Annotated in this window: 18 protein-coding genes and 5 pseudogenes; 13 read left to right on the top strand and 10 right to left on the bottom strand. The window is 66.0% G+C overall.

Annotation, left to right across the window (positions count from 1 at the left end; genetic code table 11):
• Positions 1-18 precede the first annotated feature (18 nt).
• From GA0070603_RS31710 to GA0070603_RS05055, 3 genes are all read left to right on the top strand, one after another.
• The gene (locus GA0070603_RS31710; protein ID WP_208862810.1) at positions 19-603 is read left to right on the top strand and encodes a hypothetical protein; all 585 of its coding nucleotides are present in this window, start codon (positions 19-21) and stop codon (positions 601-603) included.
• On the top strand, positions 534-983 hold the full coding sequence (locus GA0070603_RS31715) for an ArsR/SmtB family transcription factor (RefSeq protein ID WP_244282412.1): 450 nt from the start codon (positions 534-536) through the stop codon (positions 981-983). The genes GA0070603_RS31710 and GA0070603_RS31715 overlap by 70 nt, the downstream gene beginning before the upstream one ends.
• Positions 984-1,223: 240 nt before the next feature.
• Positions 1,224-1,580 carry a VOC family protein gene (locus GA0070603_RS05055; protein WP_091321575.1) on the top strand — a complete coding sequence of 119 codons (357 nt, stop codon included), beginning with the start codon at positions 1,224-1,226 and terminating at the stop codon, positions 1,578-1,580.
• Positions 1,581-1,800: 220 nt separating this feature from the next.
• Here GA0070603_RS05055 and GA0070603_RS05060 read toward each other — a convergent pair whose 3' ends face one another.
• On the bottom strand, positions 1,801-2,577 hold the full coding sequence (locus GA0070603_RS05060) for an alpha/beta fold hydrolase (RefSeq protein ID WP_091307819.1): 777 nt from the start codon (positions 2,575-2,577) through the stop codon (positions 1,801-1,803).
• A gap of 450 nt (positions 2,578-3,027) precedes the next feature.
• On the bottom strand, positions 3,028-3,756 hold the full coding sequence (locus tag GA0070603_RS05065; RefSeq protein WP_208862812.1) for a restriction endonuclease: 729 nt from the start codon (positions 3,754-3,756) through the stop codon (positions 3,028-3,030).
• Positions 3,757-4,223: 467 nt separating this feature from the next.
• On the opposite strand from GA0070603_RS05065, the gene GA0070603_RS05070 reads away from it, so the two are divergent.
• Both GA0070603_RS05070 and GA0070603_RS31915 read left to right on the top strand, forming a co-directional pair.
• Positions 4,224-6,761 carry a helix-hairpin-helix domain-containing protein gene (locus GA0070603_RS05070; protein WP_167544493.1) on the top strand — a complete coding sequence of 846 codons (2,538 nt, stop codon included), beginning with the start codon at positions 4,224-4,226 and terminating at the stop codon, positions 6,759-6,761.
• Positions 6,762-7,575: 814 nt separating this feature from the next.
• Positions 7,576-8,084: pseudogene (locus GA0070603_RS31915) on the top strand (conjugal transfer protein TraC); the annotation flags it as partial.
• A gap of 90 nt (positions 8,085-8,174) precedes the next feature.
• Here the strand turns inward: GA0070603_RS31915 and GA0070603_RS05085 are convergent.
• From GA0070603_RS05085 to GA0070603_RS05115, 7 genes are all read right to left on the bottom strand, one after another.
• Positions 8,175-9,515 (bottom strand): DUF4407 domain-containing protein, encoded by a 1,341-nt coding sequence (locus GA0070603_RS05085; protein ID WP_091307830.1) that lies wholly within the window; start codon positions 9,513-9,515, stop codon positions 8,175-8,177.
• Positions 9,505-10,536: an SPFH domain-containing protein gene (locus tag GA0070603_RS05090; RefSeq protein WP_091307834.1), complete on the bottom strand. Its 1,032-nt coding sequence runs from the start codon at positions 10,534-10,536 to the stop codon at positions 9,505-9,507. The genes GA0070603_RS05085 and GA0070603_RS05090 overlap by 11 nt, the downstream gene beginning before the upstream one ends.
• A gap of 13 nt (positions 10,537-10,549) precedes the next feature.
• Entirely contained in the window at positions 10,550-12,571 is a 2,022-nt protein-coding gene (locus GA0070603_RS05095; RefSeq protein ID WP_091307838.1) for a hypothetical protein, read from the bottom strand.
• Positions 12,564-13,163 (bottom strand): toll/interleukin-1 receptor domain-containing protein, encoded by a 600-nt coding sequence (locus tag GA0070603_RS05100; protein ID WP_139131809.1) that lies wholly within the window; start codon positions 13,161-13,163, stop codon positions 12,564-12,566. Before GA0070603_RS05100 ends, GA0070603_RS05095 begins: the two co-directional genes overlap by 8 nt.
• Positions 13,164-13,441: 278 nt before the next feature.
• Positions 13,442-14,692, bottom strand: coding sequence for an NsdA family TPR-like regulatory protein (locus GA0070603_RS05105; protein WP_139131810.1), 1,251 nt, complete (start codon positions 14,690-14,692; stop codon positions 13,442-13,444).
• Between the two features lie 88 nt (positions 14,693-14,780).
• The gene (locus GA0070603_RS05110; RefSeq protein WP_091307849.1) at positions 14,781-15,170 is read right to left on the bottom strand and encodes a hypothetical protein; all 390 of its coding nucleotides are present in this window, start codon (positions 15,168-15,170) and stop codon (positions 14,781-14,783) included.
• Between the two features lie 533 nt (positions 15,171-15,703).
• Positions 15,704-16,306 carry a hypothetical protein gene (locus tag GA0070603_RS05115; RefSeq protein ID WP_139131812.1) on the bottom strand — a complete coding sequence of 201 codons (603 nt, stop codon included), beginning with the start codon at positions 16,304-16,306 and terminating at the stop codon, positions 15,704-15,706.
• On the opposite strand from GA0070603_RS05115, the pseudogene GA0070603_RS05120 reads away from it, so the two are divergent.
• The 6 genes and pseudogenes from GA0070603_RS05120 to GA0070603_RS05145 form a co-directional block, all read left to right on the top strand.
• Positions 16,267-16,677 (top strand): annotated as a pseudogene (locus tag GA0070603_RS05120) (lanthionine synthetase LanC family protein); the annotation flags it as partial. The gene GA0070603_RS05115 and the pseudogene GA0070603_RS05120 overlap by 40 nt on opposite strands.
• A gap of 13 nt (positions 16,678-16,690) precedes the next feature.
• Positions 16,691-17,522 (top strand): annotated as a pseudogene (locus GA0070603_RS05125) (thiopeptide-type bacteriocin biosynthesis protein).
• Entirely contained in the window at positions 17,507-17,941 is a 435-nt protein-coding gene (locus GA0070603_RS05130) for an NUDIX hydrolase (protein WP_091307856.1), read from the top strand. The pseudogene GA0070603_RS05125 and the gene GA0070603_RS05130 overlap by 16 nt, the downstream one beginning before the upstream one ends.
• A gap of 34 nt (positions 17,942-17,975) precedes the next feature.
• Positions 17,976-18,545, top strand: a complete 570-nt coding sequence (locus GA0070603_RS05135) for a nucleotidyltransferase family protein (protein WP_091307859.1) — start codon at positions 17,976-17,978, stop codon at positions 18,543-18,545.
• A 9-nt stretch (positions 18,546-18,554) separates the two neighbouring features.
• Positions 18,555-18,973 (top strand): annotated as a pseudogene (locus GA0070603_RS31920) (hypothetical protein); the annotation flags it as partial.
• Positions 18,970-19,544, top strand: a pseudogene (locus GA0070603_RS05145) (flavoprotein). The pseudogenes GA0070603_RS31920 and GA0070603_RS05145, both read left to right, overlap by 4 nt.
• Before the next feature lie 733 nt (positions 19,545-20,277).
• Here the strand turns inward: GA0070603_RS05145 and GA0070603_RS31105 are convergent.
• On the bottom strand, positions 20,278-20,442 hold the full coding sequence (locus tag GA0070603_RS31105; protein WP_139131813.1) for a phosphodiester glycosidase family protein: 165 nt from the start codon (positions 20,440-20,442) through the stop codon (positions 20,278-20,280).
• A 68-nt stretch (positions 20,443-20,510) separates the two neighbouring features.
• Here GA0070603_RS31105 and GA0070603_RS05150 point away from each other — a divergent pair, with 68 nt between their 5' ends.
• The gene (locus GA0070603_RS05150) at positions 20,511-24,236 is read left to right on the top strand and encodes an ATP-binding protein (protein ID WP_091307862.1); all 3,726 of its coding nucleotides are present in this window, start codon (positions 20,511-20,513) and stop codon (positions 24,234-24,236) included.
• On the top strand, positions 24,233-25,816 hold the full coding sequence (locus tag GA0070603_RS05155) for an ATP-binding protein (RefSeq protein ID WP_091307865.1): 1,584 nt from the start codon (positions 24,233-24,235) through the stop codon (positions 25,814-25,816). The genes GA0070603_RS05150 and GA0070603_RS05155 overlap by 4 nt, the downstream gene beginning before the upstream one ends.
• Positions 25,817-26,011: the final 195 nt, after the last annotated feature.

Consider the following 26,011-nt stretch of genomic DNA (forward strand, 5'->3'; position numbering starts at 1 on the left):
CCTCATGAGGCCGGTCTGATGCTGAAGATGTCGTTGTCCCTGGCCGATCTCGCCAGTGTCAGGTTCGCGATCTCCCCCGCCTGGGAGGTCGTCGCGAGCCTGCGCGTACTCCGCGACCCCGGTGCGCACGCCGTGCACCTGCCATGGGTGACCCGACACCGGGCCAGGGTGCTGGCCTCACCCGACCTGCGTCAGCTGCGCGACCTGGCGATCGCACCCGGGCGGCACCTGCCGGGCTTCCTCGCGCCGGCGCCGCACTCACCCGTCGCCGAGCCTGAGGCGGAGTTCGCGGCGGTGCGGGAGACGCCGGCGACGGTCGTACGCGAGGAGCTCGCGGCGGTGTACGGCGACCGGCTGCCGGCCTCGCTGTCGGACCTGCGCCGCGCGCCGCGCCGTAACCTGCCGGTGATCGTGGGCCAGATGCGGACCTACTGGGACCTCACACTGGCGCCGTACTGGGGGCGGATACGGGGGATCTTGGAGGCCGACGTGATGTTTCGAGCGCGCCGCTGGCGGACGACGGCCCGCACCGCATGTTCCCCGAACTGGATCCCGCGGTCTCGTGGTCGGACGACGTCCTGTCGGTGGACCGGCCCAACCTGAACCGGAACTACGAACTCGGCGGTCGCGGTCTGGTGCTCGTGCCGTCGCTGTTCGCCTGGCCGAACGTCTTCGTCAAGGCGTCCGAGCCCTGGGCTCCGGTGCTGCGATATCCCACTCGGGGCGTGGGCTCGATGTGGCACACCCCTTCACCCGCGCCCGATCTCGCCCCGGTGATCGGTCAGGCTCGCGCGGCACTGCTGGTCGAGCTGGCGACTGCGTCGACCACGACGTCGCTGGCCCGCCGCACCGGACTGACCCCGAGCGGAGTCTCGGCCCACCTCGCGCGGCTCGTGACCGCCGGCCTGGTCACCCGGCACCGAGCCGGCCGTCTCGTCTTCTACGTGCGCACCCCGCGCGGCGACGCGCTCCTCTGCGAGTGATCCGGCTGGCACGCGAGCGACGTCGCCCAGACGATCACGTCCGACCCCGCGTCCGAAAGTCGGTCAGGTGCCCACGATGCAACCACGCAGGACGCTCGCCGCCATGGTCGAGTATCGGCTCATCGACAGATCCGGTCGTGTCTCGCGGCAGTGAGCGGACGTCTCAGGCGAGCCACATCGCCGCACGTCGTCGACGAGTCCGGACATGGATAGTCAGCAGCCGCCCCTACCATGGCCGGCATGGCCATCGCTCGCTTTCCCAGCATCGTCATCGACTGTCCCGATCCTGGTGCGCTCGCGAGGTTCTACGGCGCGATGTTGGAGTGGAAGGTCGACGTCTCCCCCGACTGGGCTGAGGTCCGCGCGGAGTACGGTCAGTGCATCTCCTTTCAGCAGGTGGATGAGTACACCCCGCCCGTGTGGCCAACCCAGGAGCCGCCCCAGCAAATGCACCTCGATGTGATCGTTGACAACCTCGATGCCGCCGAGGCGGCAGTGCTCGATCTCGGCGCAACCAAACACCCGCACCAGCCCGGTACATCCTTCCGGGTCTTCCTCGACCCCGCAGGTCACCCGTTCTGCCTCTGCTTGAACTGATCCCGACGGCGATCCTCAATCACAAGAAGCCTTGCTTATGCCTTGAACCTCGCCGCCCTCGCCGCGACGGCAATCACTGCGCTGGCCGCGGCAACCGGCCGCAGGCCCATGGAGGTGCTGCGGTCGATGCAGCCCGAGGGGCGGGACTTGCCCAGATAGCCCTTGCACGGGGCGCCGATCGGCGGCAAATGCAGATGTCCCTCTGCGGCGCCTACCCCGATCAGGCCCCGAGGAAATCGTCTGTCACACGCTCGAACTCCTCGGAGTGCGTCCAGATGAGCGCGTGGTCAGCATCATCGATGACGACCAGCTGGGAACCAGCGACACCGTCGTGGAGCATGTGCGCGTGGTGGATCGGTACGGCCTGATCGTTCGACCCGGCGATGACGAGCGTCGGACACCTGATCTCCGCCAGCCGGCGCCTGCTGTCGAACGCCATCGTCTCCTTCCAGGCAGACACCATCAACTTGCGGTCCTGGTCCGCCATGATTCCGGCGAGCCAGTCGGCACGGTCCCTGCCGAGCTGCGGCGCCGCCTGTGAGACGACCAACTTCGCCAGCAGCCGCATGCCGAGGACCTGGAGTACCAACGGCAGGAGGCGCCCCTCAACCTTCTCGCGACGGGTCGCCATGTTGAACGCGAAGGTGCAGGCGAGCACGAGGCGGTCGCATCGGTTGGGGAAGTCGAGGATCAGTTGTTGAGCGATGGCACCGCCATGCGAGTAGCCGAGCACGGCGGTGGTGTCGATGCCCAGATCGTCGAGCAGCTGCGCTAGGTCGGTGGCGAGCTGCGTCGCCGCGTACGGTGGCGGAAGCCGCCGACTGCGCCCGTGGCCGCGCAGGTCGGGAACGATCACGCGATGCCGGTTGGCGAAATGCTCCATCACCGGCTCGAACATCTCGCCGGTGACCATAAGCCCATGCACGAGCAGGAGTGGCGGCCCCGATCCGCGCTCGGTGAAGTAGAGGGGCTCTGAGGGTGATCGTGCAGAGCTCATGGCAGTTTACGGCCTCCCGCGCAATGCTTGCGATCCCCCATCGCTACCCCGGGCCGACGTGGTCTCAGCGACACGCACTCTTGATCGAGCTGATGATCTGTTGCACCGCCAGCCTATTGGAGCCTGGCGAGGGGTGAACGTCCGCAGCTCGGCAGGGGTCGGACGTGCCCGGTCGGCGAGCTGTCAACGCCCGACCGCGGCGTCGCCACCCGCTACGACAAGTTAGCCGTCCGGTTCCAAGCCGTCCTGACTATCACCATCATCACCGAGTGGCTCTGACCTCGTTATGAAACACGCTCTAGGTCCTGGCCGTGCCGTGGTAAGGCGGCGAGCGCTAGCGGATGCCTGACAGGCGTTTTCGATGGTCGGTTCCCTCACCCGCAGGAGGCGACGTGGCCGCCTTCCTTGCTGCACCAGCCAGGATGGGAGCGCTGGTAAGTCGCCAAGTTGTCACTGCCGCCGGAAAAGAAGTCGAGCGACCAGAATGGCCGGTAAGGAGCCCAGGCATGCCACGGTCATCCAGGTAGCCCACACCTGCCGGAGCCATGGAGGGGCGAGGTCTGGGTTCTGGGAAAAGAACCCGATCGTCGCGGCACCGACAAGGCACATCAGCAAGGGTGTCAGGAGGATCACCAGGCTGACAGGACCGGGCGGCTTCAGCGCGGCTCGCGACCCCCACCTATCGGGCGCAGCCGCGGTGGCCTGCCTGAACAGGCGCGCGGATGGAGGCGGATCGGTCGACGCCTTGGCTTCGGCGGTTGGTTCTTCGGAAGGTCGAGGGTATTGGGTGCTTAGGCGCCAGGCGCTGGGGTTCGCGGCGGTCATGAAGCCGTCGAGTGAGTAGACGAACAGGGCGATGTCGTGTTCGTCGGCGTATGTGACAGCAGTTGAGGTGTAGTTGCTGCCTGTGAAGAAGATCAGCTGCTTATGGATGGCATGGCCACGGGCACCGAACAGCAGCTGCAGGGCGGGCCGACCGACAGCGATCGCTTGGTACTTGACCTGAGCGAGCGCGTCCGAGGCGTGGACGTCGATCCCGCCATCGGTGCCTCCCGGTCTCGCCTGTGCATCTCGGTAGCCCCAGTACCGCATCCAGGCGGCGGCGTTGTGCTCGGCATCCTGCCACGTCTGGATCTGCCGTGGGGCCGGGCGTTGCGGCCTGCTGCCCGTGCTGCTCACGGCCGGCAGTATGGCAGGAAGCAGGTTGTGCCACACGTCGAGGTCAGCCTGGCCTCCGGTGGCAGACATCGAGAGCCGCTACCCGCTGAGTTGCGAGTATCCATAATGACGGGACGCTTCTTCGGTCTCCACTGCCTCCATCACGCCAGGTTCAGGCAGTACAAGTGCGAGACGGGGCGCACCCGAATTGCGCCTTTTGATGCCTGCGGCTCCCCTGCGGACGGCCGATGCGCGTAAGCCAAACAGCCGGACGTCGTCCCGCATCGGCTGGACACACCGAATCCCCATAGTGTCGTAACGCCCTGTGCCGATACGGTCACCGCAGATGTAGGGAGTCTTCGCGCTTCTCTGCATGTGACGTTCGATGCCGCTCGATTGGGGGCCTGATGGTCCACTCATGTCATGCCTACCTCCATAGGTCGAAGAGACTGTCGCGCAGGGGTGCGCTGGCGATTGTCGTCAGCTCCGTGCTCTTGGCCGGTCCCCTGAACGCCGTCGCCGTCCAGGCCGCTCCCAAGCCGTCCGGCCCACCGATACCACCTGCGGTCGCAACACCGGCCGCCGCAACGCTGCCCGAGGTTGCCATGACGTGCGCCGACGGACAGACCAACATCAACACCGCGTCGGTCGATGAGCTCGTCGGGGCGTTTGGCCTCGACACGGCGGTGGCTACCCGACTGGTCGGATACCGGCCGTACCTGACGGTGAACGACCTGCTGGTAGTAGAAGGTATCGGGGCTGACAAGCTAAGCCAGATTCAAGCCGCCGGGCGTGGCTGCTCCACCCCGATCAGCAGTCCGCCTCCGGCACTGAGCCCATGTGCCAGTACTGACAAGGTCGACTTGCAGTCGGCCACCGCCGACCAAGTCTCCCGTGTGACTGGCGTGAACAAGAACGCAGCGGAACGCCTTATTGCCGCTCGGCCGTTCGCCAGCCTCCGGCACATCACCCCTGAGCGCGTCCCTGGCGTCGGCAAGGGCATCCTCGACACGATCGTTGCCCGCTCCTGTTTGACGCCGCAGCCCATTCGGGACGCCGGCACCAGCTGGCGCTGGGGATACCCGGCTTACACCACGACAGCATCCCGGGACGGCTACGCACTGACTGCGCCGGCCGGCGTAATCGACGCGACTAGCGGCGCCTGGCTGAGCATCACGCCACTAGGTACGCCAAGCACGCTGCCCGGCCCCGCCTACCCGCGCGCCGACTTGCACATCCACGGCGCGTGGACAGGTCCGCGGGAGCCCGGCGGAGCACCGGACGAAGTCCTGGCCACCGTTCCCGCTGCCACCTTCGCCGACGACTTCGACGCGGCCGAGTACAAGCCCTACATCAAGCACATCAGCCCGGAGGGCGTGCCGGGCGGCGGGGAGAACGTCTACGACAGCAGCAAGGCCACGGTCGACCCCACCACTGGCGCGGTCACCGCCTCACTCACCAGCCTGTCCATCGTCGAGTGGGCCACCCGCGCCCTGAATTTCGTCATCGAACCGGCAGAGGGCGTATTGTTCGGCAATCGATTCCCCGCCCCGAACTGCTCTAGCCCATGGGCGCAACGTCCCAACATAGCCTCCTACGTCAGCCCGACAGGGGCGCACGCCGATCTGACCGGTGCATTGTTGAACCTGCCCGGCAACACGCCACCCGTCGGCGGTTTCCTCATCAAGCACTGCGTTCAGGACGGCCCTGGCACCGGCGGCTACAACGGCGGCAAGGATGCCCGAACCCTCCTGCGAAACACGTCCGGGACGGTGCAAGTACTCAAGCCTTACGTGGGCGATGTGACTGTTTCCGAACAGGGCGGGTCAACGCCAGAGTTCGACATCGTCAAGTTGCTGGTGACCAGGATTAACACCGGCGGCAACACCTACCTGGGACCGGGGGATGCTGGCACCGCCGACGTCCCGGCCGGAACAATGGGCAGCGTCCGCATGCAGCCCGACCGGCTCCGCTCCTTGCTCAAGGTTGGCGGGGACAAGACGCTAGGCATGCTCTTCGACAAACTCGGTGCGAACAAAATGTACAGCGATCCAATGATCCTAAACTGGATCGCCCAGATGTCCTCCTGCCTCTACAACAGCTACAACTCGCTTACCAGCCGGAACGGTTTTGCTAACACTGCCCGCGATTTCGCTACCGCACTGTACGGATGCTTCGACTATGAAGGCATTTACGCCCTGATCGAGAGGTGGATGCGCGACTCGCTCGCCAGCGGAACGCTAGACGGCGCGGGAGCAGTACGGATTAACAAAGGACTCGAGAACATGCGCGAGGCCTTCAAGTGGATCGAATTCGGCCAAATCGCCGTAGATGTGTCCGATTCGCTAATCTGGGGCTCACTGCCGGACTCGCCGATCCTCATCGAGCACTATGCGGCCAGACCATCGCGTGACGACCTCGGCCGCACCATCCAGCCGGCATGTATCAGCCCATACCTCTACACCTGGCACGTCGACATGAACTGCCAGAACGCGGCGTACAGCCAGCAGCAGCAGCCGACCGGCGGCGGCGGAGACACCGGCGTCCCGCTGGGCAAGATGATACGCGACCCTGACGGGCACGCATGGCTCGTGACTACTGCCGACCAGAAAATGCACCCGATAGGCGACGGCGGCACCTACATCTGCCTCAGTAAGCACTACGCCATCGACTGGGACGTAGACTCTGATGACCTGGCGGGCTACATCCAAGCGTCGGGGCCCGAGGGCGACAACGCCACATGCGACGGCTCTTTGCCACCCACACGGAAAATCACCAAGCAGGCTGCGCCGAACCTGTTCGCGGTCCTGCGAATCAACGGGGGCCCCGAGTCGTGGATCGTTATGGGCGGCTCCCGCTGGCCGATCCCATCGGGCGGCGAATTCAATTGCTGGGTGAACCCGCAGTACCGCGCCAACATCGAAGTAGACGTATTCGACTTCGTCAGCCCCGCCGATCTGGAGACCTGGCCGATCGGCAACGGATCCATAAGCAACTGCGGTGACCCGGAGAACCCGACTTTCTGACCGCACCTCCCGCACCTCCCGCCCCTCAGGCTGCCGCTCGTATGGTGCCGCCGCCCCGGTCGCCTCCTAGGTGACCGGGGCGCCCGTACCTGAGAGGGCGAGTCGAGGGGCAGTCGAAGAGCCAAGGAGCAGGTAAGGCCACGCCGGTTGCGATGGCCATGGAGGATCTCATCAACCTGGACATCCCTGATCAACGTCACGTGTAGCGCGGCGAGGAGCGGTGGGATAGGCACCCGATAGTGGGCGCCGGCGCGGATCAGTGGCACGGGGAAGGCGTCGCGGCGGGCCAGCTTGTAGGCTGCTGACCGGGAGATGCCGAGGATGTCGGCGGCGGTGGAGAGGTCGGTGGTCAGGCCGAGAGCGCGCACCTGGTCCGCGGTCGACGCCGACCGCTTTCGCTCGGCGACGGGGTTCAGTGGTGGCGACATGAGCACGACGTGTGCAAGGCATCGTTGGCCCTTCGCCAGTAGATCGCCGGCGCAGGCTGGCGCCTCGGGTTACGGCGGGTTGAGTGAGGCAGGTGTGGATGCCTCGCGCGAGGTGGGGCCGGCCCGCTCCGGGCAGGCCGGCCCCACGATCGGCGCTCTCAAGGCTGGAATGCCGGGTCATTGGCCAGACCGGTCAGGACACAGCCCCGTCCGGGGTCGAGCAGATCTGGACAGCGTGGCCGGACGATGCGATGAGGGCTTGCCGGCGCTCGTTCGGTCCCTCCGGCCGGGTGCGCCATCGGTGTGGGCACAGCAGCAGCTGTAGCGCGGCGGCGGCTTGTTGGGGGACGACACCGTTGCCGAGTACCCGCAGCGCGAGGGTGCGGATGAGAATCCGCAACGCTTCCCGCACGCCGACCGACCGTGGCCGCCAGTCCTCTCGGCTGGCGGCCACCGTCGCACCCGGCTCGGTCGAGGTGACCCCGCGGATGCTGCGCGTCGGCGACGGCTACGCCGCCACCCTCGTGGTCACCGGCTACCCCGCCGAGGTCGGCCCCGCCTGGCCTGTCCTGGCCCGGCCGCCTGGATCTGGCGTTGCACATCGAGCCGCTGCACGCACCGGTCGCAGCGTCGCGGCTGCGCACCCAGCGCGCCCGCTTCGAATCCTCCCGCCGCGCCGACGCCGAACGCGACAAGCTGCCCGACCCCGACGTTGATGCGGCAGCCGACGCCGCGGACCTCGCCCAGCGGCTCGCCCGCGGCGCGGCCAAACTCTTCACCGTCAGGCTGTATCTGACCGTGCCACGCCCGCACCGAAGACGAGCTCCTCGAGGCGTGCGCCCAGGTCAAAGCCGCCGCCTCCACCTTGATCGAGGTGCAGCCCGCTACACATCGCCACGATCAACGAATGGCTCCGACCCGGCTTATGAAACACGGCCTAGTCTTCACGCGTCGTCGACACGGTCAGATCATCGGCCCGTGAGGATTAATTGCGCTGCCCTTCTGACTGCTTTGCCGGTGCGCGAAGCTGCTTGGCCCTCTCTAGGATCGCACGCTCGAGGTCCAGCTCGCTTTGAAGATCACGGGACCGGTCCCGTCGGCGCAGCTTGTGCAGCTCATCTTTGAGATCTTGCTCTCGTTCCTCGATCGCGAGTCGGTCCCCATAGGTCGTGTCGAGTTCGGCGCGTTTGATTCGGACGAGAGCGATGTTCCGCTGGCTCTCCAGTGTCGCGTCGAGTACCTGGTCGTAGGCGTTTTTACCGCTCGAGATCTTCACGAGTACTGGCGCGCATTCGATGGCGGTAAGGAAAAGTCGGAGCAGCCAGGTCGCGGAGGTCAGGTAGACATTGCCGGCGCGTAGGGCGTCGAAGGCTGCCATCCGTTCCAAGAGGCCTATTTCTTGCTGCGCCTCGCGGAGCTTGTCGAGCTCCACTGTCGTTTGCGCTGCAACCTCCTGAGTGTAGCGTTCCACTGTTTCGCGGACAGCCTGCTCAAGTATGGGCAGCTGTTCCTGCAGTTTACTGATTTGCTCGCCTTTTTGGGCGAGCTGGTTGGTGTTATAGAAGGCCTGCTGCTGGTCACGGAAGTTCCGGCACTCGGGTCCGACTCCGGGTATGCCCGTGACGTCGCCGCCCTTGACGCCGTTGCACTCGCGCCATGTGCGTTGCGTCATCTCCAGGTAGGTAGCCTGGTCGGCTTTGAGAGTGTCCTGTAGCGATTTGAGGTTCTGCTTGGTCTGCCTGAGCTGATCCGTGGGGGCGGCGGGGTCGGCCGTCACGCTGACAAGGTAGTCGTGGCACTGCGGGTCGTTTTGCCCGCTCCTGCGGTTGTCGGGAGTCAGGGCGTTGCATCGCTGGTATGCGCTTTCGGCGTTGCTCAGTTGTGTAGCCCGGTCGGTGTGGATGCGTTCTTCGATGGCGGTGTGAAAGATTGTCAGCAACAGTGGCTCCGCGAGAATTACGCCGAATAGGACGGCCAGGACCACACGCGGTGCAACCATCCTAAACTTGCTGCTCCACTGACTGCCTGACAGCCGTATCATCAGCAGCCGGTCGAAGCTGAGAATGAACGCGAACCAGGCGGGCACGAGCACGAGGGCGAAGGGTGTGAAGCCGCCGTGCACGGTGTGGATCAGCAGATACATCTCCAACGCCGATAGCAGTGCCGTTCCGAAGACGACACCACCCAGAGCGCTGGCGTATGGTCGCTCAGCGGGAAGCCGGGCGAGGGTGCCGCTGTCGCTTGCCGCGATTCTGGTTAAGAGGCGACCGGAGGACAGGGATCTCACTTTAGCTGTCCATGGTGTCCCACGCTGCTCAGAGGTCATCCTCGATCTCCTGCGGCTTTGAGCTGCCTCGCCACGCGTCCTCTTCGTCTTGCCTGGTTTCTGTTTTGATCGGCGCTTGAGCGGCGGCCGGCCGGCCGGCGATCGGCTTGGCCGGTTCGTCGTCAGCCGCAGCGGCGTCTCGGTAGGTTACGGACTGTGGTTTGCCAGTGATCCTGGTGACGATTTCGTCGATCACGAGCGCCGTGTCGACCGAGACTTGGTCGGCATGCCCGTAGGTCGCGAGATTGGTGAGGATCTCCAGGAGCCGAGCGGTCGACTTGTCAGCCTCTCCGTAGCTGCGGGTGGTGGCGTTGCCGACACTAACCTCGCCCAGGCGAATCGCGAGAGCCTCCACAGCGCGGGGGCCGCGGTCGAGGATCTTTTCGATGAGGTCGGCCTCCGCGCGATCGAAGTCACGATGGAGTTTCTCGAGAACCTGTTGCCGGTGCACCTGCTGGCGCGACCGCTCGAACTCGGCCACGTCTTCGGGTGTGAGCACGTCTACATCGTTAAGCGTGATCTCGATGCCCTCCATCGCCAGGGGCTTCAGGCTGAATCGCGCTTCGATCTGCGCGGAGAGCGCGTCGTGGGCGTCCGCCAGCTGGTCGAGTGTGAAGCTGGTGCTCAGGACACGCAGTTGCCGATCCTGCCGTAGGTAGGAGGCCAGTTCGTCGATGAGGTCGGCGTGTGTGGCGACGAACGTCTCCGCATCACGTACTCGGCAGCTGAAGGTCACTCGGACAGCGAAGGCGTTGGCCGGGTTTGCCGAGGGCAGAGCGATGTGCGCGGGCACCATGCGCTGCCGGACGTCGACGACACTGACGGACGCGGCGTTGACCACTACAGGCTCGTCACCTCGCAGCCGCTGGCCCGGCGCCACGACGTAGCTGTTATTGACCTGGAAGACCAAGACGGTGCCGGGGCGCTGTCGGGGCAGCTGGCCCACGTCTCGGCGCGATCGCCGGAACAGTCCACGCCGCACCTCGTGAAGTTGAAGCTCCTCGATGATGGGATACAGCACGGGTTTCACCTCTTCAGAAGGCTGCTTGCAGAGCGAGCAGGATGCGGACGGTGCGGTCGTCGTCGTGGCGGCTGCGGCGCTGGAGGCAGCGCGTGACGTCCGTGTACAGCAGCTCGCGTTCCTTCTCGGTGGGCAGAGCGGCCAGGATCGAGCGGCCCAGCCGTTCGATCAGCGGGTCGGACGCTGTTCCTCGCCGGTGGGGTAGTGGCTCTGCGTCTCTTGGGCCACGTTCGAGTTCTCGCAGGCAGGCGCAGAGGGTGTCGAGGGCCGCCCGGCGGACGGGACGCGTAAGGAGGGTGTGAGCCCACAGTTGGCCGAGTGCCGTGGCGCTGTCGGGCACCAGCCGGAGGCACGTCGTGGGCAGGAGCAGTCCCCCGCACCGAACCGCGAGGATGTCGGTCACGAGGCGGAGCGCATCGCGGCGGACTAGTGGGTTGCAGGGTAGGCCGTTGACGAGCGCTAGGACTTTACGCACGACTGCGGTGAGCGTTTCGACGTCGGCACTGGCTTCCGCGCAGAATTCCACGACCGATGAGCGGGCTAGCTGTAGTTCCTTGTCGTTGGTGGCAGCGGTGGCGGAGCGCCACATCCATTTGAGCGCGTCGGAGGGAAAGCGCAAGCCGAGAGCCCCGCTGAAAGCGACGATGGAGGTGCGCCGCTGAGACGCCGTACCCTTGGCCGCCCAGTCGGTGGCGCATTGCAGTGCCGCGTCTTCAGTTCGACTGTCGAGACCGAGCCACCACAGTGCGAGGGCGGCGGTGAGCTGTTCGGCGGCGGTGCCCTTAGACCAAGGCGTGAGGAACGAGCATTCGGCGACGGTGCGGTCGACCTTCCACAGTTGCGCCACTCCTCGTGCGATGGCTGCCTGCAGTTGGGGGTCGCGACGCCGCGCGAGCGTTCGTAGCCATGTGGTGAGTGGGTTCCACAGCTGGGGACCGTAGCGTTCGTGCAGGCAAGAGACAAGGCGTTCGTGACTGACGAACTGCTTGAGTTCGACTCTGCGGCCGGTGGTGCCGTAGTCGTCGGTTTCGCTGGTCACGGTGGCCAGAGAGTCCGCCGTGAAGCGATCGTGTCGTTGCTGTGGGATGACGGTTTCCGCCGTTATGGCTTCTGGAGTTGCGGGGGTCGGTGTCATGGCTTGGGTGAGTTGCTCGAATGCTGCCTCGAAGGCCGATTCTGTGGTCTGGTCAAGGAAGGCTAGGGCGGCGATGAATTGAAGTTGACCGAACGTGGGGCGTTGATCGAACCACTGACCGACCCGGGCGGCATTCTCTTCGCTGAGCGCGCCGAGAGCCTCGATGCCGCTGTGACCGGCGACGAGGCGTTTGCCCACCGCGACGACTTGGCTGGGGGTGGCGTCGGCTGGCAGCTGGGCGATAGTTTCTTCACGCTGCCTCGCGTCGACGTTCACGCCGTGTCGGTCGAGGTAGGTGGCGAGAAGCGTATTGGCGACGGGTGCTGGCCAGTGGCGTAGGGTGACACCTACGTCGGAGGCGGCCGTCATGGTGGTCAAGGTGACCACAAGGAAGGCCTGGGCGTCTGTGAGTGCCTCCGTGAGGTTGTCGAGTTCCGCTCGGCTGATTTTCCGCTCACCGAGTTTGTCCGGTAGCAGATACCCCTGTTTGTGGAACTTCTTCGTGCACAGCTCGCTGAAAGTGCTCGTCGGCGAAAGGCTGACCAGCGGTAGACCGGGTGCAACGTGGCGCAGGAGTTGAATAGCCCCGGCGCGGCGGCCGCTGCCCGGCCGACCTTCAAGCAGGAGGATGCGCTCTTGGGCGAGCTCTTCCGCGAGACGGACGAATGCCTCGGGCGGCTGAAAGAAGTGGTCCAGTCTGTTCAGCTCGGTGGCGCCGATCCGGCCAGTGCGTTGGCGGACCTCGCTGCGGGCGTGGCCGTCGACGCCGAATGTCGCGCTGCCGCGGAACTCGGCGCGTTGGATGATGTTGTAGACAACTTGACGGCCGGCGACGGCGTCATGCCCGTCGATATATTCGCTGTCCTGGCTGTCTTTGGTCGACGACGGGGTCTCAGCCACGGTTTTGGAATCCGAAGACGATGTTCTCGCCGTGCACCGTGTCGACGTGGGTGTGCACGCTGTGCTGGTTCCCATCCACGCCGGCAGGCTGGGGTGAGGCGGAGTGCGATGCCAGCGCGGCGAGAGCGGGCAATCCCGCGAGCTGGTTGACCAGCCGGTCGATATCCGACTCCGGGTCGCGCGCCCGGATGGAGACGTACTGGTAACCGGGCAAGGACCGCAATGCCGGGGGGAGGTGTTCCGGCTTCGGCAACGGCGTGTCGCCAATCAGCACCGGTACGATATCGAGGTCAAGTCGCAACGCCTCGACGATCTCGCGATGCACGAAGTCTTCCGGGTCATCGATGCGGCGTCCGCCCCTGGTTGCCTCCGACAACCAGTGCGGTCCGATGACAACGATCACGATGTCACTGGACCGCAAGCGCTTCCACAACACGGGCTCGAATTTGTTTCCGAGGGATAGGGATCGATTGTCCCGGAATACCGCGCTCTCCCCGAAGCGCTCCACAAGCTTCTGGTCCAGCATGACGGCGCCAAAAGCCGAATCGGCCGTGCGGTAATTGATAAATATCCCACCCACGTCTGAGCCCACCCGTCGTCAAGATTGACCGTCACATCGAACCGTCACTCCGTCTGCCACTATCGTCAGCGGGACTCATGATCAACAGGTGTTGCCCGTTGCCTCTTGCTCGGTGAGACTAGGGACCTGCAGCCGGGAGCGCCCACCTCAAGGCGGAACGGCGGTTACGAGCGGCGACGTTACGGTCACTGGCCGACGTTGTCGAGGGTTCCCTCCCCGCATAAGGCGACCTTGCCTGATTGGCGGAGTACATCATGGCCAGTCATCCCGCACCACCGTCATGACGGGCCTCACGCGACTGCCAATTCGCGTTCGATTCGCATCCGAAAGTTGTTCAGCTCCACGTTGCCCGGCCACCGGCGCACCATGACGGCCAGCAAACCAAGCTGCTGGCGTACCGAGGCCGAATCCACGTGACGAGCCTCATCGAGCGCGATCATGCCGCGATCACGGGCACGCCGCAGCTGCCCGCAGGCGGCATAGGACAGAGCAAGCCGGACGCCGTAGAGGGCACGAGCGCGCCGAGCAGCCGCCGGCATCCGAGACAGGCCAGCCTCAAGGGCGATCGTCGCATCCTGCGGGCGTCCAAGATCTAAATAGCACCAACCGCGAACGATTTCCATGAGTCGACCGCCTCCCCCGGAGCCCAAAACGATGCCCGAGCCGGATGCCACTTCGTCGGCCGCAGCCATAGCATCGATCGCGAGTTCCAACGCCGACAGACATCGCGACGCGTCACCCAGCACCGCCCACCCCTGCGCCATGCGCTGCGCCGCCAACCCACGCACCAGTGGTGAGGGGCTGCCCCTCACCACACGGCTCGCCCACTCGACCACCAACCGACCATCACGCTGATAGAGCGCGATGTCCGCGCGCCGCAACAACGCGTACTCGGCCAGCGCGTCGTCGCCGGCGGCGCGAGCTAGAGCCGCAGCGGTATCAGTGAGGGCCAGGGCACCTACCCCATCGCCAGCCTCCTGAACCATCCACCCCGCATACTCGGCGTAATGAGCACCGACTCCAAGTAGCTGCTGCCGAGCCAGCCCACGCGCCGATCCCGCAGCGGCCCGCAACACACCGAACTGAGCCGCCAACGCAGGCAGCAGAGCCGCCGGCGACGCCGCGTGCCCCTGTTGACGCAAGACGTCGAACATGCCCCGAGCGCTCTCCGCCGTGCGTCCACGACCCGTTGCGAAGGCGGCGCCCGCTGCGGCGGTGGCCTCAAACGCTTGCACCAGTTGCGTCGCCGGCACACACCGAATGGGATCGTCTCGGGCGGCGGCGCCCGAGGGAGCGGATTCGTGCGCCAAGGCGATGAGTTCACCGTCCGCCGACACGGCCGCATCGAACAACCGAGCGACCAAGGAGGTCGGCTGCCGCAGCCCTCGCTCTACACGACTCAAGTAGCTCGCACTACACGGCACGGCCGCAGCGAGATCCCGAAGTGAGAGCCCCCGCTCTAACCGCCTGCGCCGCAGCTCCGGACCGAACTGGCTCTCCGCCCGCATCTCAACCCCCGAGCACCCGTCAGGAACCACCATCACACGGTTACGTCGCGACGCCGACGCCTCCCGGCGGCGATCGACGAGGACATACAGGCCGACAGATCTCCATCTTCCGCTTTCCGCCCTACTTGAGCGCTACGGAGACACTGACTGCGGTTGTGGCGGCAAGCGACGCACCATACAGCAATGCAATAGAGGGGCTACACATCGCCCGTAACACCTCGCGCACCCCAGGCCGCTGAATGGCGAACGACCAAGGCTCCACTTTCTCATCCGCAGCCAACCTGTAGAGGGCGCGATGCGCCCTCTCGAGACCTAAGTAGTAGCCGTCGAGGAACGCGAAGACAAGCACTACATAAAAAGCGACAACGGAGACCATCACAGAAGTGGCGTTAACTCCGAATCCCAACAAGGCAGCAGTAACCGTGACACACCAACCCTTGATCGTCGTTGACTGGGTCGACAGACGCGTGATTACTGCCTGAATCATCTGCAGATACCCCTCGACTACCACCCTCACATCGTCGCACGCGCGGGCCAGGCCGCGACAAACCGAATCCGACCACGACGGCCCTGTCTCTTCGTCAGCGCGGGAGAGGTGCCGGGAGGGCGGACCCGAGAGCAACTTCCTACATGAGGAAGGAGCGGGCCAGCCATAGCCCGCATGTTGACCTGCTAACGCTGAGCCGCCGGCCCTCCGGCATAGGTGCGGGCAGGGGCGAGGCACCGCCTTCAAGGCTGGGCACGCGCGCCAACTCCGGCAAGGAGACCCCGCGAGCCACCTGGGCTCGACAGCGGCGCTCACAAGACCGGCGACCGCGTGGTGGAGCATCGACATGTAGGACCTCGCCGCCTGCTGTTGCGAGCACCTGCCGGGGCGGCGTGCCGATGATCCGCTCAACAGATGCGCTCAAGCCGAAGGGCCCGGGAGGGTGATTTCGGATGGCTGGTCCGCGCCTCCTGCGGACCTGCGCGGTCACGCCTTCCGGGCCCTCGTGGTGTCCCGGCCGCCAGAGGCAGGGCGGCCGGGCTTCACAGGAGGAATGTTCAGCCGGAGCAACTGCTCCGGATCGGGCGCCCAGCCCGAGTCAGTGGCCAGAGCCTCGGCCCACTGGGCAGGTGCAGCGGAAGATCCGGCCGGTAGCTGTGCTGGCAGAGCAGATCTCGGGCGGCCTCGGTGGTGACGACGGCATAGACCGGGTGGCCGGTCCGGTCGACCACCCGGTGGTGCTGGCGCAGCAGCTCGTCGGCGACCGGCCAGCCGTATCCGGGCTGCACGGCCAGCCAGGACCGCCAGTGGTGCGGCGCGTCGGACCGATAGCTGCCCATTGCGGCGTTCAGCTCACCGAAGCGGGGAGCCGCCTGGCCGGCAAACGTGGTCAGGTGGTAGTCGCCGAGCGTCCACCGTTGCGCGTCCAGGTCGTGGCGTCGCCACACTGCGACCGCTGACCAGTCCCCCGCCACGTCGACGTGGCCGGTCTCGATGGCGTGGTCGACGTCGACGGCGAGGAGCCGGTGCAGGACGTCTGCTCGGTCGCCTGCGTCTGGCACGAGCCACTCGGCGATTGGGTCTCGGGACAGTGCGTCGACGAGCAGCGCGGTGACGGCGGGACCGTCGGCGGGGCGCGCCCGGCGTACGGAGGTGGTCATGGCGGCGTTCACCGCGACCGCGGGGCACCCCCGGCATCGCCCGCGCCCAGCAACTCACCGCACAAGCCCTGCACAACATCACACGCCAGCACCTCGCCGAGACCGCATTCACCACCTGCGTCACCGACCCCGGACAGCTTCGGCGGCTCACCGACCGCGGCCTGTGCCACGGCACCGCAGGGCTGCTGGCCACCGCCCGCCGCATCGCTTCCGACGCCCTCACCCCCATACCCCTCGATCTCGTCAACGATCTCCACCGGCAGGCCACCCCCACCACCAATGAGCCCGAGGGGCTCCTCGACGGGAGGGCAGGAGCTGACCTCGTCACCGCTGCCACCACCGCCTGGGACGCCTGCCTCCTCCTCACCTGACGAAAGAGCCGCCGTGGACCACACCCCCTGGCACCAGGTCAACATCACCTTCCCCGGCCAGACCGCCCGAGAGCGCGAGCAACAGGCGGTCACCCACCTCAGCCGACTACTTCCCGCCGCCGAGACAGCCGGCCTGATCACCTGCTGGTGGTTCATTCGCAAAGGCGCCTGGCGCACCCGCTACCTCCTCACAGACAGCCCAGACAGCGGAGACCGGGCCCGCCGGCTACTCACCGAAGGAGTCAACTGGGCTGGCGACATCTACGAACCCGAGACCCATGCCTTCGGCGGCCACGACGCCATGACCACCGCCCACATGCTGTTCCACCACGACAGCCGCCACCTCCTCACCTACCTCCACCAGCACCCCACCACCCGGCGCGAACACTCCCTGATCTTGTGCATCCGCCCTGATGCGCGCAGCAGGGCTGGACCTCAACGAGCAAGGTGACGTATGGGCACAAGTCGTCGGGCACCGCGCAGCACACCTCAACCAGGCACCCAGAACTGATGCCCGCAGGTGGGAGAGGTTCACCGGAGACGTTCGGCGCCTGCTGCTCGGCGCACCTCGCACCGCCGGCGACTGGCACACCGCATTCGCGCATGCCGGCGCAGCCCTACACCGCCAACGGGAGAGGGGCAGACTCACCCGTGGCCTGCGGGCAGTAATCGCATTGCACGTGATCTTCCACTGGAACAGGCTCGGACTCCCCGCCACCACCCAGGCCACCCTCGCCCAAGCGGCCCAGGAAGCCATTCCCGGCCCTGCCCGATCCGCACCTGCCAGACCCCGGGGTAGACGCCCCAGGAACGAGTGGAGGAAGGTGCCATGCCCGAGAAGGTGATCACCAATAAGGTTCTCTGCTATGTCGTGCGGGAAGGGCACTTGCTCGTCTTCCGGCACAGCGACTTCAGCTACGAGGAGGTGGGCATCCAAGTGCCGGGCGGCAGCGTCCGCCCGGGTGAGGACCCGGCGGACGCGGCGCTACGGGAGGCCCGCGAAGAGACCGGGCTGACGGGGCTCAGCGTCGTGCGCAAGCTGGGGGAGGTCGAGTACGACATCAGCCCGCTCCGCTTCGAGATCCAGCGTCGGCACGTCTTCGAGTTGACGCTGCGCGGGGCGACGCCCGAGCGGTGGGCGAGCCAGGAAGACCACGACGGCGAGCAGCAGCTCACCCGGTTCGAGTGCTTCTGGATACCCTTACGGACCGCGCACGTCCTGCAGTCCGGCCAAGGTGCCCTCGTGGGCCGATTGTTCGACTAACCAGGAATCCCAACAGCGGCAACGAGGGGAAACAATGCGGGAAGACGAACTGCTGGACCTCCTCCAGCGCAGCCCGTGGCTGATCCGGGCGCTCGGCGTCGTCCGGGACTCCGGACTGCCCGATGCCTGGATCGGCGCGGGCGCCATCCGCGATCTGGTCTGGAGCGAGCGGTACGGCGACGGATTCGACCCGTCATCGGTGCGAGACGTCGACGTCGTGTTCCTGGACGCGGCGGACCTGAGCCGCGACAACGACGACCGGGCCACCCGGCGGCTCGTGGCGGCCTGGCCGGAGCCACCGTGGGAGGCAAAGAACCAGGCCGCCGTGCACACCTGGTACCCGGCCAAATTCGGCGGCGGTCCGGTGGCGCCGTTGCGGACCATCGCCGATGCCGTTGCCACCTGGCCCGAGTACGCCACCGCCGTGGCGGTACGCCTCAACGCGTACGACCAGATCGCGGTGTGTGCGCCGCACGGCCTCGACGACCTGCTCGACGGGGTGTGGCGGCGCAACCGGAACAGGGTCAGCCCGGAGATCTCCCGGCAGCGACTCGCCCGCCATCGCCCCGCCGAACGCTGGCCCGGCGTCCGCGTCGTGACCTGAGCCGGCGTTCGAAGCCCGCCCGCGGCCATGCTCGACGAGGCATCCCGCGCCGCCATACAACTCGGCTACGACGGCAACGAACGATGGACCGGCTTTGGCGCCACCAACGTTCTGCTGCACCGCGTCAACATCGCCCTGACCCTCGGCGACGCCGGCACCGCCATAGCCCTCACCCGCCAGGTACCACTGGACAAGATCAGCCTCGCCGAACGGAAGGCATCCCTATTCGTCGACGTGGCCCGCGCCTACCCAGTGGGGTCGCTACGAGCACGGCCTGAACACACTACAGCGCCTACCAGGTGGCACCGGAGGAGATACGGTGTCGGCCGGCGGTGCAGCGCATTGTCAACGACCAGGCAGTCCTCACCCGCGGGAACGTCCGTACCGCCGTCATCGACTTCGCCCAGCAAGCCGGGATGCACCTATGACTCACGGCCACCTACAAATCGTCGTCTGCGCTGCCGGGCCCGCCGCAGACGTGACTCAACTGATCACCAACGCGACGCAACAGTCGTGGACAACGGCTGTCACCGCCACCCCAGCGCCCTCGACTTCATCGACGCGGAAGCGGTCGAGCGGCTGACCGGGCGCCCGGTCCGGTCCACCTACCGGTCGTCCGATCGGAACCACCGTTCGCTCCCCGTCGCGGACGCGCTCATAATCGCCCCCGCTACCTACAACTCCATCAGCAAGATCGCCCTCGGCATCGCCGATAACTACGCGTTGACAACAGTCGCCGAGCTGATCGGCCGGCAGGTTCCGACAGTGGTCGTCCCGTTCGTCAACGCCGCTCTGGCAGCCCGCGCGCCGTTTCAGCGCGCGGTGGCGGACCTCCGCGACGAGCGCGTACAGGTCTTCCTCGGGGCCGATTACGGATGGGAGCCTCACCCGGCCGGCAGCGGCAGCAGTCGCCAGAGGGCGTTTCCCTGGGCTGCGACATTAGAAGCGGCGACCCGCATGGCAAGCGGCGCGCCCGCCAACAGCACCAATCGGGGCTGAACTTGCCTTACATTCAGCGCTGAAGCAGGAACCGCGCTGGTCGTTTCGTGGCTGATCGGCCGCGGCCACGAGGCCCAACAGGCAAGAGCGTGACTGGCCTAGTTTCCGGCATGGACTGCGGCCAGCTGGCGAGGTCTCGGATGACTTCGCGCCCAAGAACGCATCGATGGGGTCGGCCAAGTCTTGGCAGAGCACCGAGAGTTGAGTACACGGCCTCGCCACGCGAACCGGCGGCCGAGCGGCCTACGGGAGCGACGCCATCGGTCAGGCCAGGGAGCCACAGCCGCGGCCCAGGTCGGCGCGTTCGGTTTGATTGCTGGACCACATTGTGTGGAGCATTTCGCAGCCGAGCCGAAACTGATCCGGCACAACCGACTTTTCACGCGATTGTGGAGGCTAATAGTAGTAGCAGCCCGGGCGAGTCCGAGTCCCCGCGCGACCGCTTGACTCGACAGTTTTGCCTGGACAATGCTGTGCCACCGCGACCGCATCAAGCTGGTCGACGAATCGAGCAAGCCGATGGAGGTCGCCGAGCCGGAGTTCCGGCAGGGACATAGCCTCCAAAGCAGACTGTCCGATTTTCGCCTGGCTGCGCGGACGTAGCGATCTCTAGTAATCGCCGGGGGCGGTCCCCTTGGCGGCAGCCGGGCCGGCCCAGGGCTGCGCCGGACGGAGATCGCGCTCGCGGCGTCGAGGGGTAGGTAGCCCCGACGTCGCAGGTGCGAGGGGGGCACTACCCGTCCGGGCGGTAGCGGTCGGCCTTGACGATCAGCGCGACGGCGACGGCGCGTGCGACCGTATCGGTCGCCTGATTGAGCAGGGTGCCCCAAACCGACATGGCGGTCGAACCTCCACCATTGAGCTTAATCGCGTAGCTTAGGTCGACGGTGTGCTGCATCTACCGTCAACCATGCACGAGGTCATTAGGCTAGGGTGTCTAGTGATGGATCCCTACCGGACGGACCCGTGACCAGCTCATCCAGCAACGCAGGAGAAGGCTCCGGCATCGGCCCAGGCACGGCCGGTGCTCTTCTCGCGACGATCGCGGCGGGTCGCGCCGCCCTCGTCCTTGGTCAGCGACACAGCACCGGCCTCGTCGGCAACCTCATCCGCGACGTCGCCGCCCTCTCTGGCGCGGTGGAGCGGCCCACCCTGCAGGAGCAGCTGCAGGAGCTGGAGACGGCTAGTCGGGTCGAAGAAGTCCGACGGGCGTTCAGCTTGCACCGACCCGACGAAGACCTGCTCGAAATCGCGCGGTGCCCATGGAGCATCGCGGCCATCTCCGCCATCGACCCGTTGCCCATTGAGGCGTTCAACCAGGTGGGCAGCGACTCCGGCCGGCGACTACGGGTGCTGTTTCCCTCTCAGGCAAGATCTCTGACTGCGTCAGCAAATCCGGCTTCGCTCACCGTCATCCGGCTCTTCGGATCGACCGACGAGGATGCGCCGTCTCACCTGCCCCCGTTGACCGCTATGGCGCTACGCCAGCGACGCGCGTTCGACGTGGCACCGGTCTTCCGGCAGCTTCCCTTCCTCGCGGCGTCCGGCATGGTCGTCATCGCGGGTGTCGGCGAGGACGACTGGATCCCGCTCGACCTGGTGGAGCTCGCGTGCAGCGTTCTGCCTGTCGGTTCGGTCCACTGGTTCCTTGGCCACGAAAGGCCGGTAAAGCGCTCCGACTTCGCCGGCTTCGGCGACGCCCTCGTACTCCATGAGGGCTCCCTGCCCGATTTCCTCCGGGACAACGCCGCGACAGACGCGGGTCGAAGGCTCACGGAGGCTCAGGAGACCGCACTTTCACCTGACGACCACATCATCTCTTTCGGTCGGCCGGGTGAGAACAAGCGCATCGTCTTGACGGCGCAGGAATGGCGCAGCGTGGCGCAGTCCGTGGTAGTCCTCGACGACGCCGCTACCGCCACCCCGCCACCCCTCTCGCCGGACGAAATGCGGACGGAGTTCCGCCAGTTCCTCCGAGGTGCACAGCGTCCCCCCGACTGGTCGGCGATCGTCCGGGGTTTCCTGTACAAGCGCAAGGTCAGCGAAAAACTGACGGCGGAGGTGGAGACCGCGCTCACCGAGCTCGGCTCGGTGAACCCGATAGATACGACCGAGCAGTACACGGTCAACTATTCGCGCCGCCCGATCCTGCTGACAGGTCCGCCGGCCTCCGGCAAGAGCCGCATAATTCACTGGCTAGCGGTGCACCTGCGGCAGCGTGGCCACGTCGTTCTCTACGTTGCCCCCGTAGGCGGCCGGTTGAAGGTCGAGGCGATCGAACGGGTCTGCCGCCTCCTGCAGTCCCGCGGAGCTCCAGGTGTGGCCGTGCTTGCCGACGAGATCGACAATACCGAGTACGTCCAGCTAGCCGAGGCGCTCGCCGCAGCGGGCCGTAATGCGGTAGTGGTTGGCACTGCCCGGCATAGTCCGGGGCAACTCAGACCGGACGACGATCCGAGGTCTACCGGCGACCGCGAGCCGGACTACAAGTCGGTCTCGATGGAACGCCGGTTGTCGCCGAAGGAAATTACCGAGTTCAGGGAGTATCTCGAAGAGCAGGGTCAGAGAACCGATGGACTCACCACTTCTGTCATCGGCGACCCGCACTTCCTCCTGCTGCTCTACCGGCTGCTGCCCGATGCCCAGGGAAACGTCCGGCTGCGGATTGGAGAGGCATACGACCGGTTGGCCCGCGCCCTTGACGTAGCTGGACGGGCGGCCGCGGAAGACCCCAGGTCCACAGGCGACAGCGAACTTCGCGAACAGTTGAAGGCCGTGGCAAGCCAGCTCTTCCCTGGCATCGACTTCGATCGTGACGACGACGGGGCAGCGACCTCGCCCTTCGCGCATAGCGAGGCGACCCGCACTGCACTTGATCTCGCCCTGCTCTGCGCGCGGCTGCAGCGGCCGATCCCCGTCGACCTCCTACTGCGGACCTTCGGTACGGACTTCATTCGGCACTACGCTGCGTTCAGCCGACATCTTGGCGATTCGGAGCTCATGGACGAGGTCGTGGACGAGCACGGGATCCTGGTGCTGGACACCGACCACAACGAACTCGCCCGTCTTGCGTTGGGGATCGTGCGACCGTCGGCACCGGACCAGATGGGTCTCCTCAATCGCCTTGTCGACGCAGTCCAATGGAACGGAAGTAATTTCCCGGGTGACGACCCCGATCAGGACTACTGCATCGAGATTCTACGTCTGGTCGGTCCGCGCGGCACCTATGCCGACTTCTATTCGAGCCCAGCCAGCATCGAGCAGCTGGCGCAGATACTTGAGCGGATTCGGGAGGGCCTTCAGGTACGTATACCGAAGCTGCTGCTCCTTGAGGCGCAGGCCCTGCGACTACTGGCCAACCGTGACGCCGACTACGACGCCTCAATGCGCCATATTGGCGACGCCATTGAGGTCCTGGAACAAGCCGAAGAGGTGCTCCAGTCCCGCCGTGCAACGGATATACGGAACCTCGAGCTAAACAACCTTCTGACCACGCGGGCCGCTACGCACGGATACAAGATTGGCGCCCAACTGAGCCGCCTCCAGCAGGTGTACCAGGCCGCGCCCGCGTCTCCCGAGGTGCTGACCCTTCGCAAGGCGATCGCGGACGAGCTAGAACTGGTAGACCTCTACGTCGGGCGCACCCGCGCCCTCGGCCACACAAGCTTCTTTCCGCTGGACGTCAACTTCTGGACGATCCGAGATGTCGTCAACCAGATCCCGGCGCTCTCGGACGTCGAGCGGATCGGTTTCATCGAACGGATGGCCTTCATCCTGGACGCTGCGGTGGAGGAGCCGCTGGAGCCGCGGCAGGTCCAGCGATTTAAGCACCGTCGCATCGAGCTGGCCGAGTTGGAGGGGCGGCATACTGTCAGCGCTGAGCTAGCCGAGGAGATGCGCCAAACGGGTGACTTCTCTGGCTACTGCCAGATCATCAGAACCCAGGTCTACGACTCGAGAACACGCCGTGCGCAGTCGCCGGCCACGGCCCAGCAGGGCTTGAACCGGCTGCTGACTGTGCACGAGGACGTGTGGCGCAGCCGAGTCGCGATGGGACTCGCCCATCGTCTCTGGATGGACGCGCACCTTCCCGGTGGCCGAGTTGGCGGCGCCGACCCGGTATACGCCTCCTGCACTCGCGAGGAGTGGGAGCAATGGAGCCGAATCCTCCAAGCTCGGCTGGTCTTCTCCGAGGAAGAGGACAGCGCGTTCGTCAACTTCTGCCTCGTCTGGGCGCTACTCCAGCTCTCCGAGCCACACGCGGCCCTCAGGCACCTTGCGGCACTAGAGGCTAATTCGGCAGGTAGCCGGCGGCGGGTCGGGTGCCTGGCAGTCCTCACCAGCGACGACGGCACTCCGAGGCCGTATCGCGCGGTAGCCCGTCGACGCCAAGGCGATGTATGGGTCTGCTACATGCCACAGTTGCTGACGGAGATCCGGGTGTCACTCGCGTTCCTAGGTCCGGCGGTTGAACTCCAGGTCGGGATGGAGATCCCGATCTTCGTGGGCATCAACTATCGCAGCTTGCTCCCTTGGGACCGGCGGACCGATGCAAAGCGCCTTCCAGCCGGGCTCTCCAGTGACAAGAAGCCTGCCAGGACGGACGAGCCCACCCGCTCCATACCTGCCGGGCCTTTGCCGGTCCGGGCAACGCCTGCCACAATGCCGCCGAGGCGACCCCCGGGCCGATGAGACAGGCGGAATGGGCACAACGCTTTCGGGACACCACCGGCTGGCGGCGTGACTTCGGCACCAGCGGTGTCCCCGTCCAGGTCGTGGCGGCCAGCCCGGAACTCGTCCAAGCATGTGACCTGATCAACGATCTCGGGCGTGGCGACTCCCGGTTCGTGCTCATACAGGCACCAGCCGGCGGCGGCAAGTCAACACTCATCGCGGCGGCGCTGGCGGCCTTCACAGAACTGGATCTCCCCTACGAGCGCATCCAGGCCGACCACGATTTCGGTCCGATCATGAAGCGGCTCAGCCAAGGTAACCTCGACACGATCGTCGTGGTGGACGACTGCGACAAGCTTCAGGCGTCAACGTTGCGCCAAATCGTCGCGCGCCGGCGGAACTGCCGCGGCCTATTCCTCACCGCGACCAAGGTCGGGAGTGAAACGTCCTCGGCGCTCGACGACGAATACGATCGCTACCTCCGCATTCCACATCTTGATCGGCGGCCGGACGATCTGCTACTCGTCGCCGCCATGATCTGGAGTCGGATGTCGATGCCGCCGCTTGCGGACGCCTGCGACGAGTCATTCACGGAAGTCCTGCTCCAGGGCACGTACCCCAAGGGCGCGCGGTCGCTCGAAGCCATTTTGACGAGCATGGCGGAGCTGTTGGAGACCAGTGGAGACATGGCTGGCGGTCATCTCAACCGGAAGATCACCTCAGGTGACGTCACGCCGCACCTGCTCCGTCTGTTCAGGGCCCAGGCAGAGCAGGCGACCGTCGCGCCGACCGACGCCGTCCTGATGGTCGAGGGCGAAACCGACGAGGTCTACCTGCGACGGGCCGCCGAACTCGCCCTCCAAGAACACGGATGGCGCCTGCTCGACGGGCTTCAGGTTGAGTCGCCCGTCGGCCGCACCGGAGGTGGTAGCTCCGTCGTGGACCGCCTTCTCGACCTCCGGCGTGACGGCATCAACGGGATTGGCCTGTTCGACCGGGACCCTCCCGGCTCTGCCGCGATGGATATCGCTCGCAAACACAATCTCAAGCGCTACCAACTACCCACTAAGTTCGATCCGCTGGACCGCGGAGACGAAGGCGCATTGGTGGAGATTGAGGATCTGCTGCCCGTCGAAATGTTGAACCGCTACTACGAGGAGCACCCCGACGCGTCCGCCGAGGAGCGGCACTGGCGCCTAGGCCGATGGCGGATCGTGCCGCTCGGCAAGGACAAGGGTGATCTCGCCGCATGGGTCTGCTCAGTCGCCACCTACGATGACCTTGAACGGTACGTGTACCTGCTAGTGGCGGTCCGACAAACGCTAGGCCTGCCGCGCTACGTGTCGATGTCCGACAAGTCCTGGCTCTCTCGGCTTCAACAGCGGCCGGCCGGGGCGAGCCAACCGCCCATCGCCCCGTCCACTCCTCCCGCCGTATCCACTGCCGGCCCCGCATCTGCTGACCTGTCGGACGACAGGGACACGGATACACTATCTAGAGTGACGCCGCACCCTCCGCGGCAAGCGCCGGATCGCGAAGAGGCACCGGATCACGCAACATCAGCCAGCGAAAGCCCGATTGCGCAGCGCCAAAGGTAAGCTGCGGCCACGAACATCCCGGACTTCGTCCAGGCTGTGCTCCAGCCCGGTGGCGAGCTGTCGGTCCACACCTTCGCGACCCGTCCCCCGCTGCGATGGCCGGCACGGCTACCCCAATTGAGCGGACGCGATTCGCGCCGAGCTGAGGCAGCGGGATCCCACAAGTCCTCATCACTCGTGAGATGCTCAAGTTGC

This window comes from Micromonospora chersina (genome assembly GCF_900091475.1).
Classification (GTDB): Bacteria; Actinomycetota; Actinomycetes; order Mycobacteriales; family Micromonosporaceae; genus Micromonospora; species Micromonospora chersina.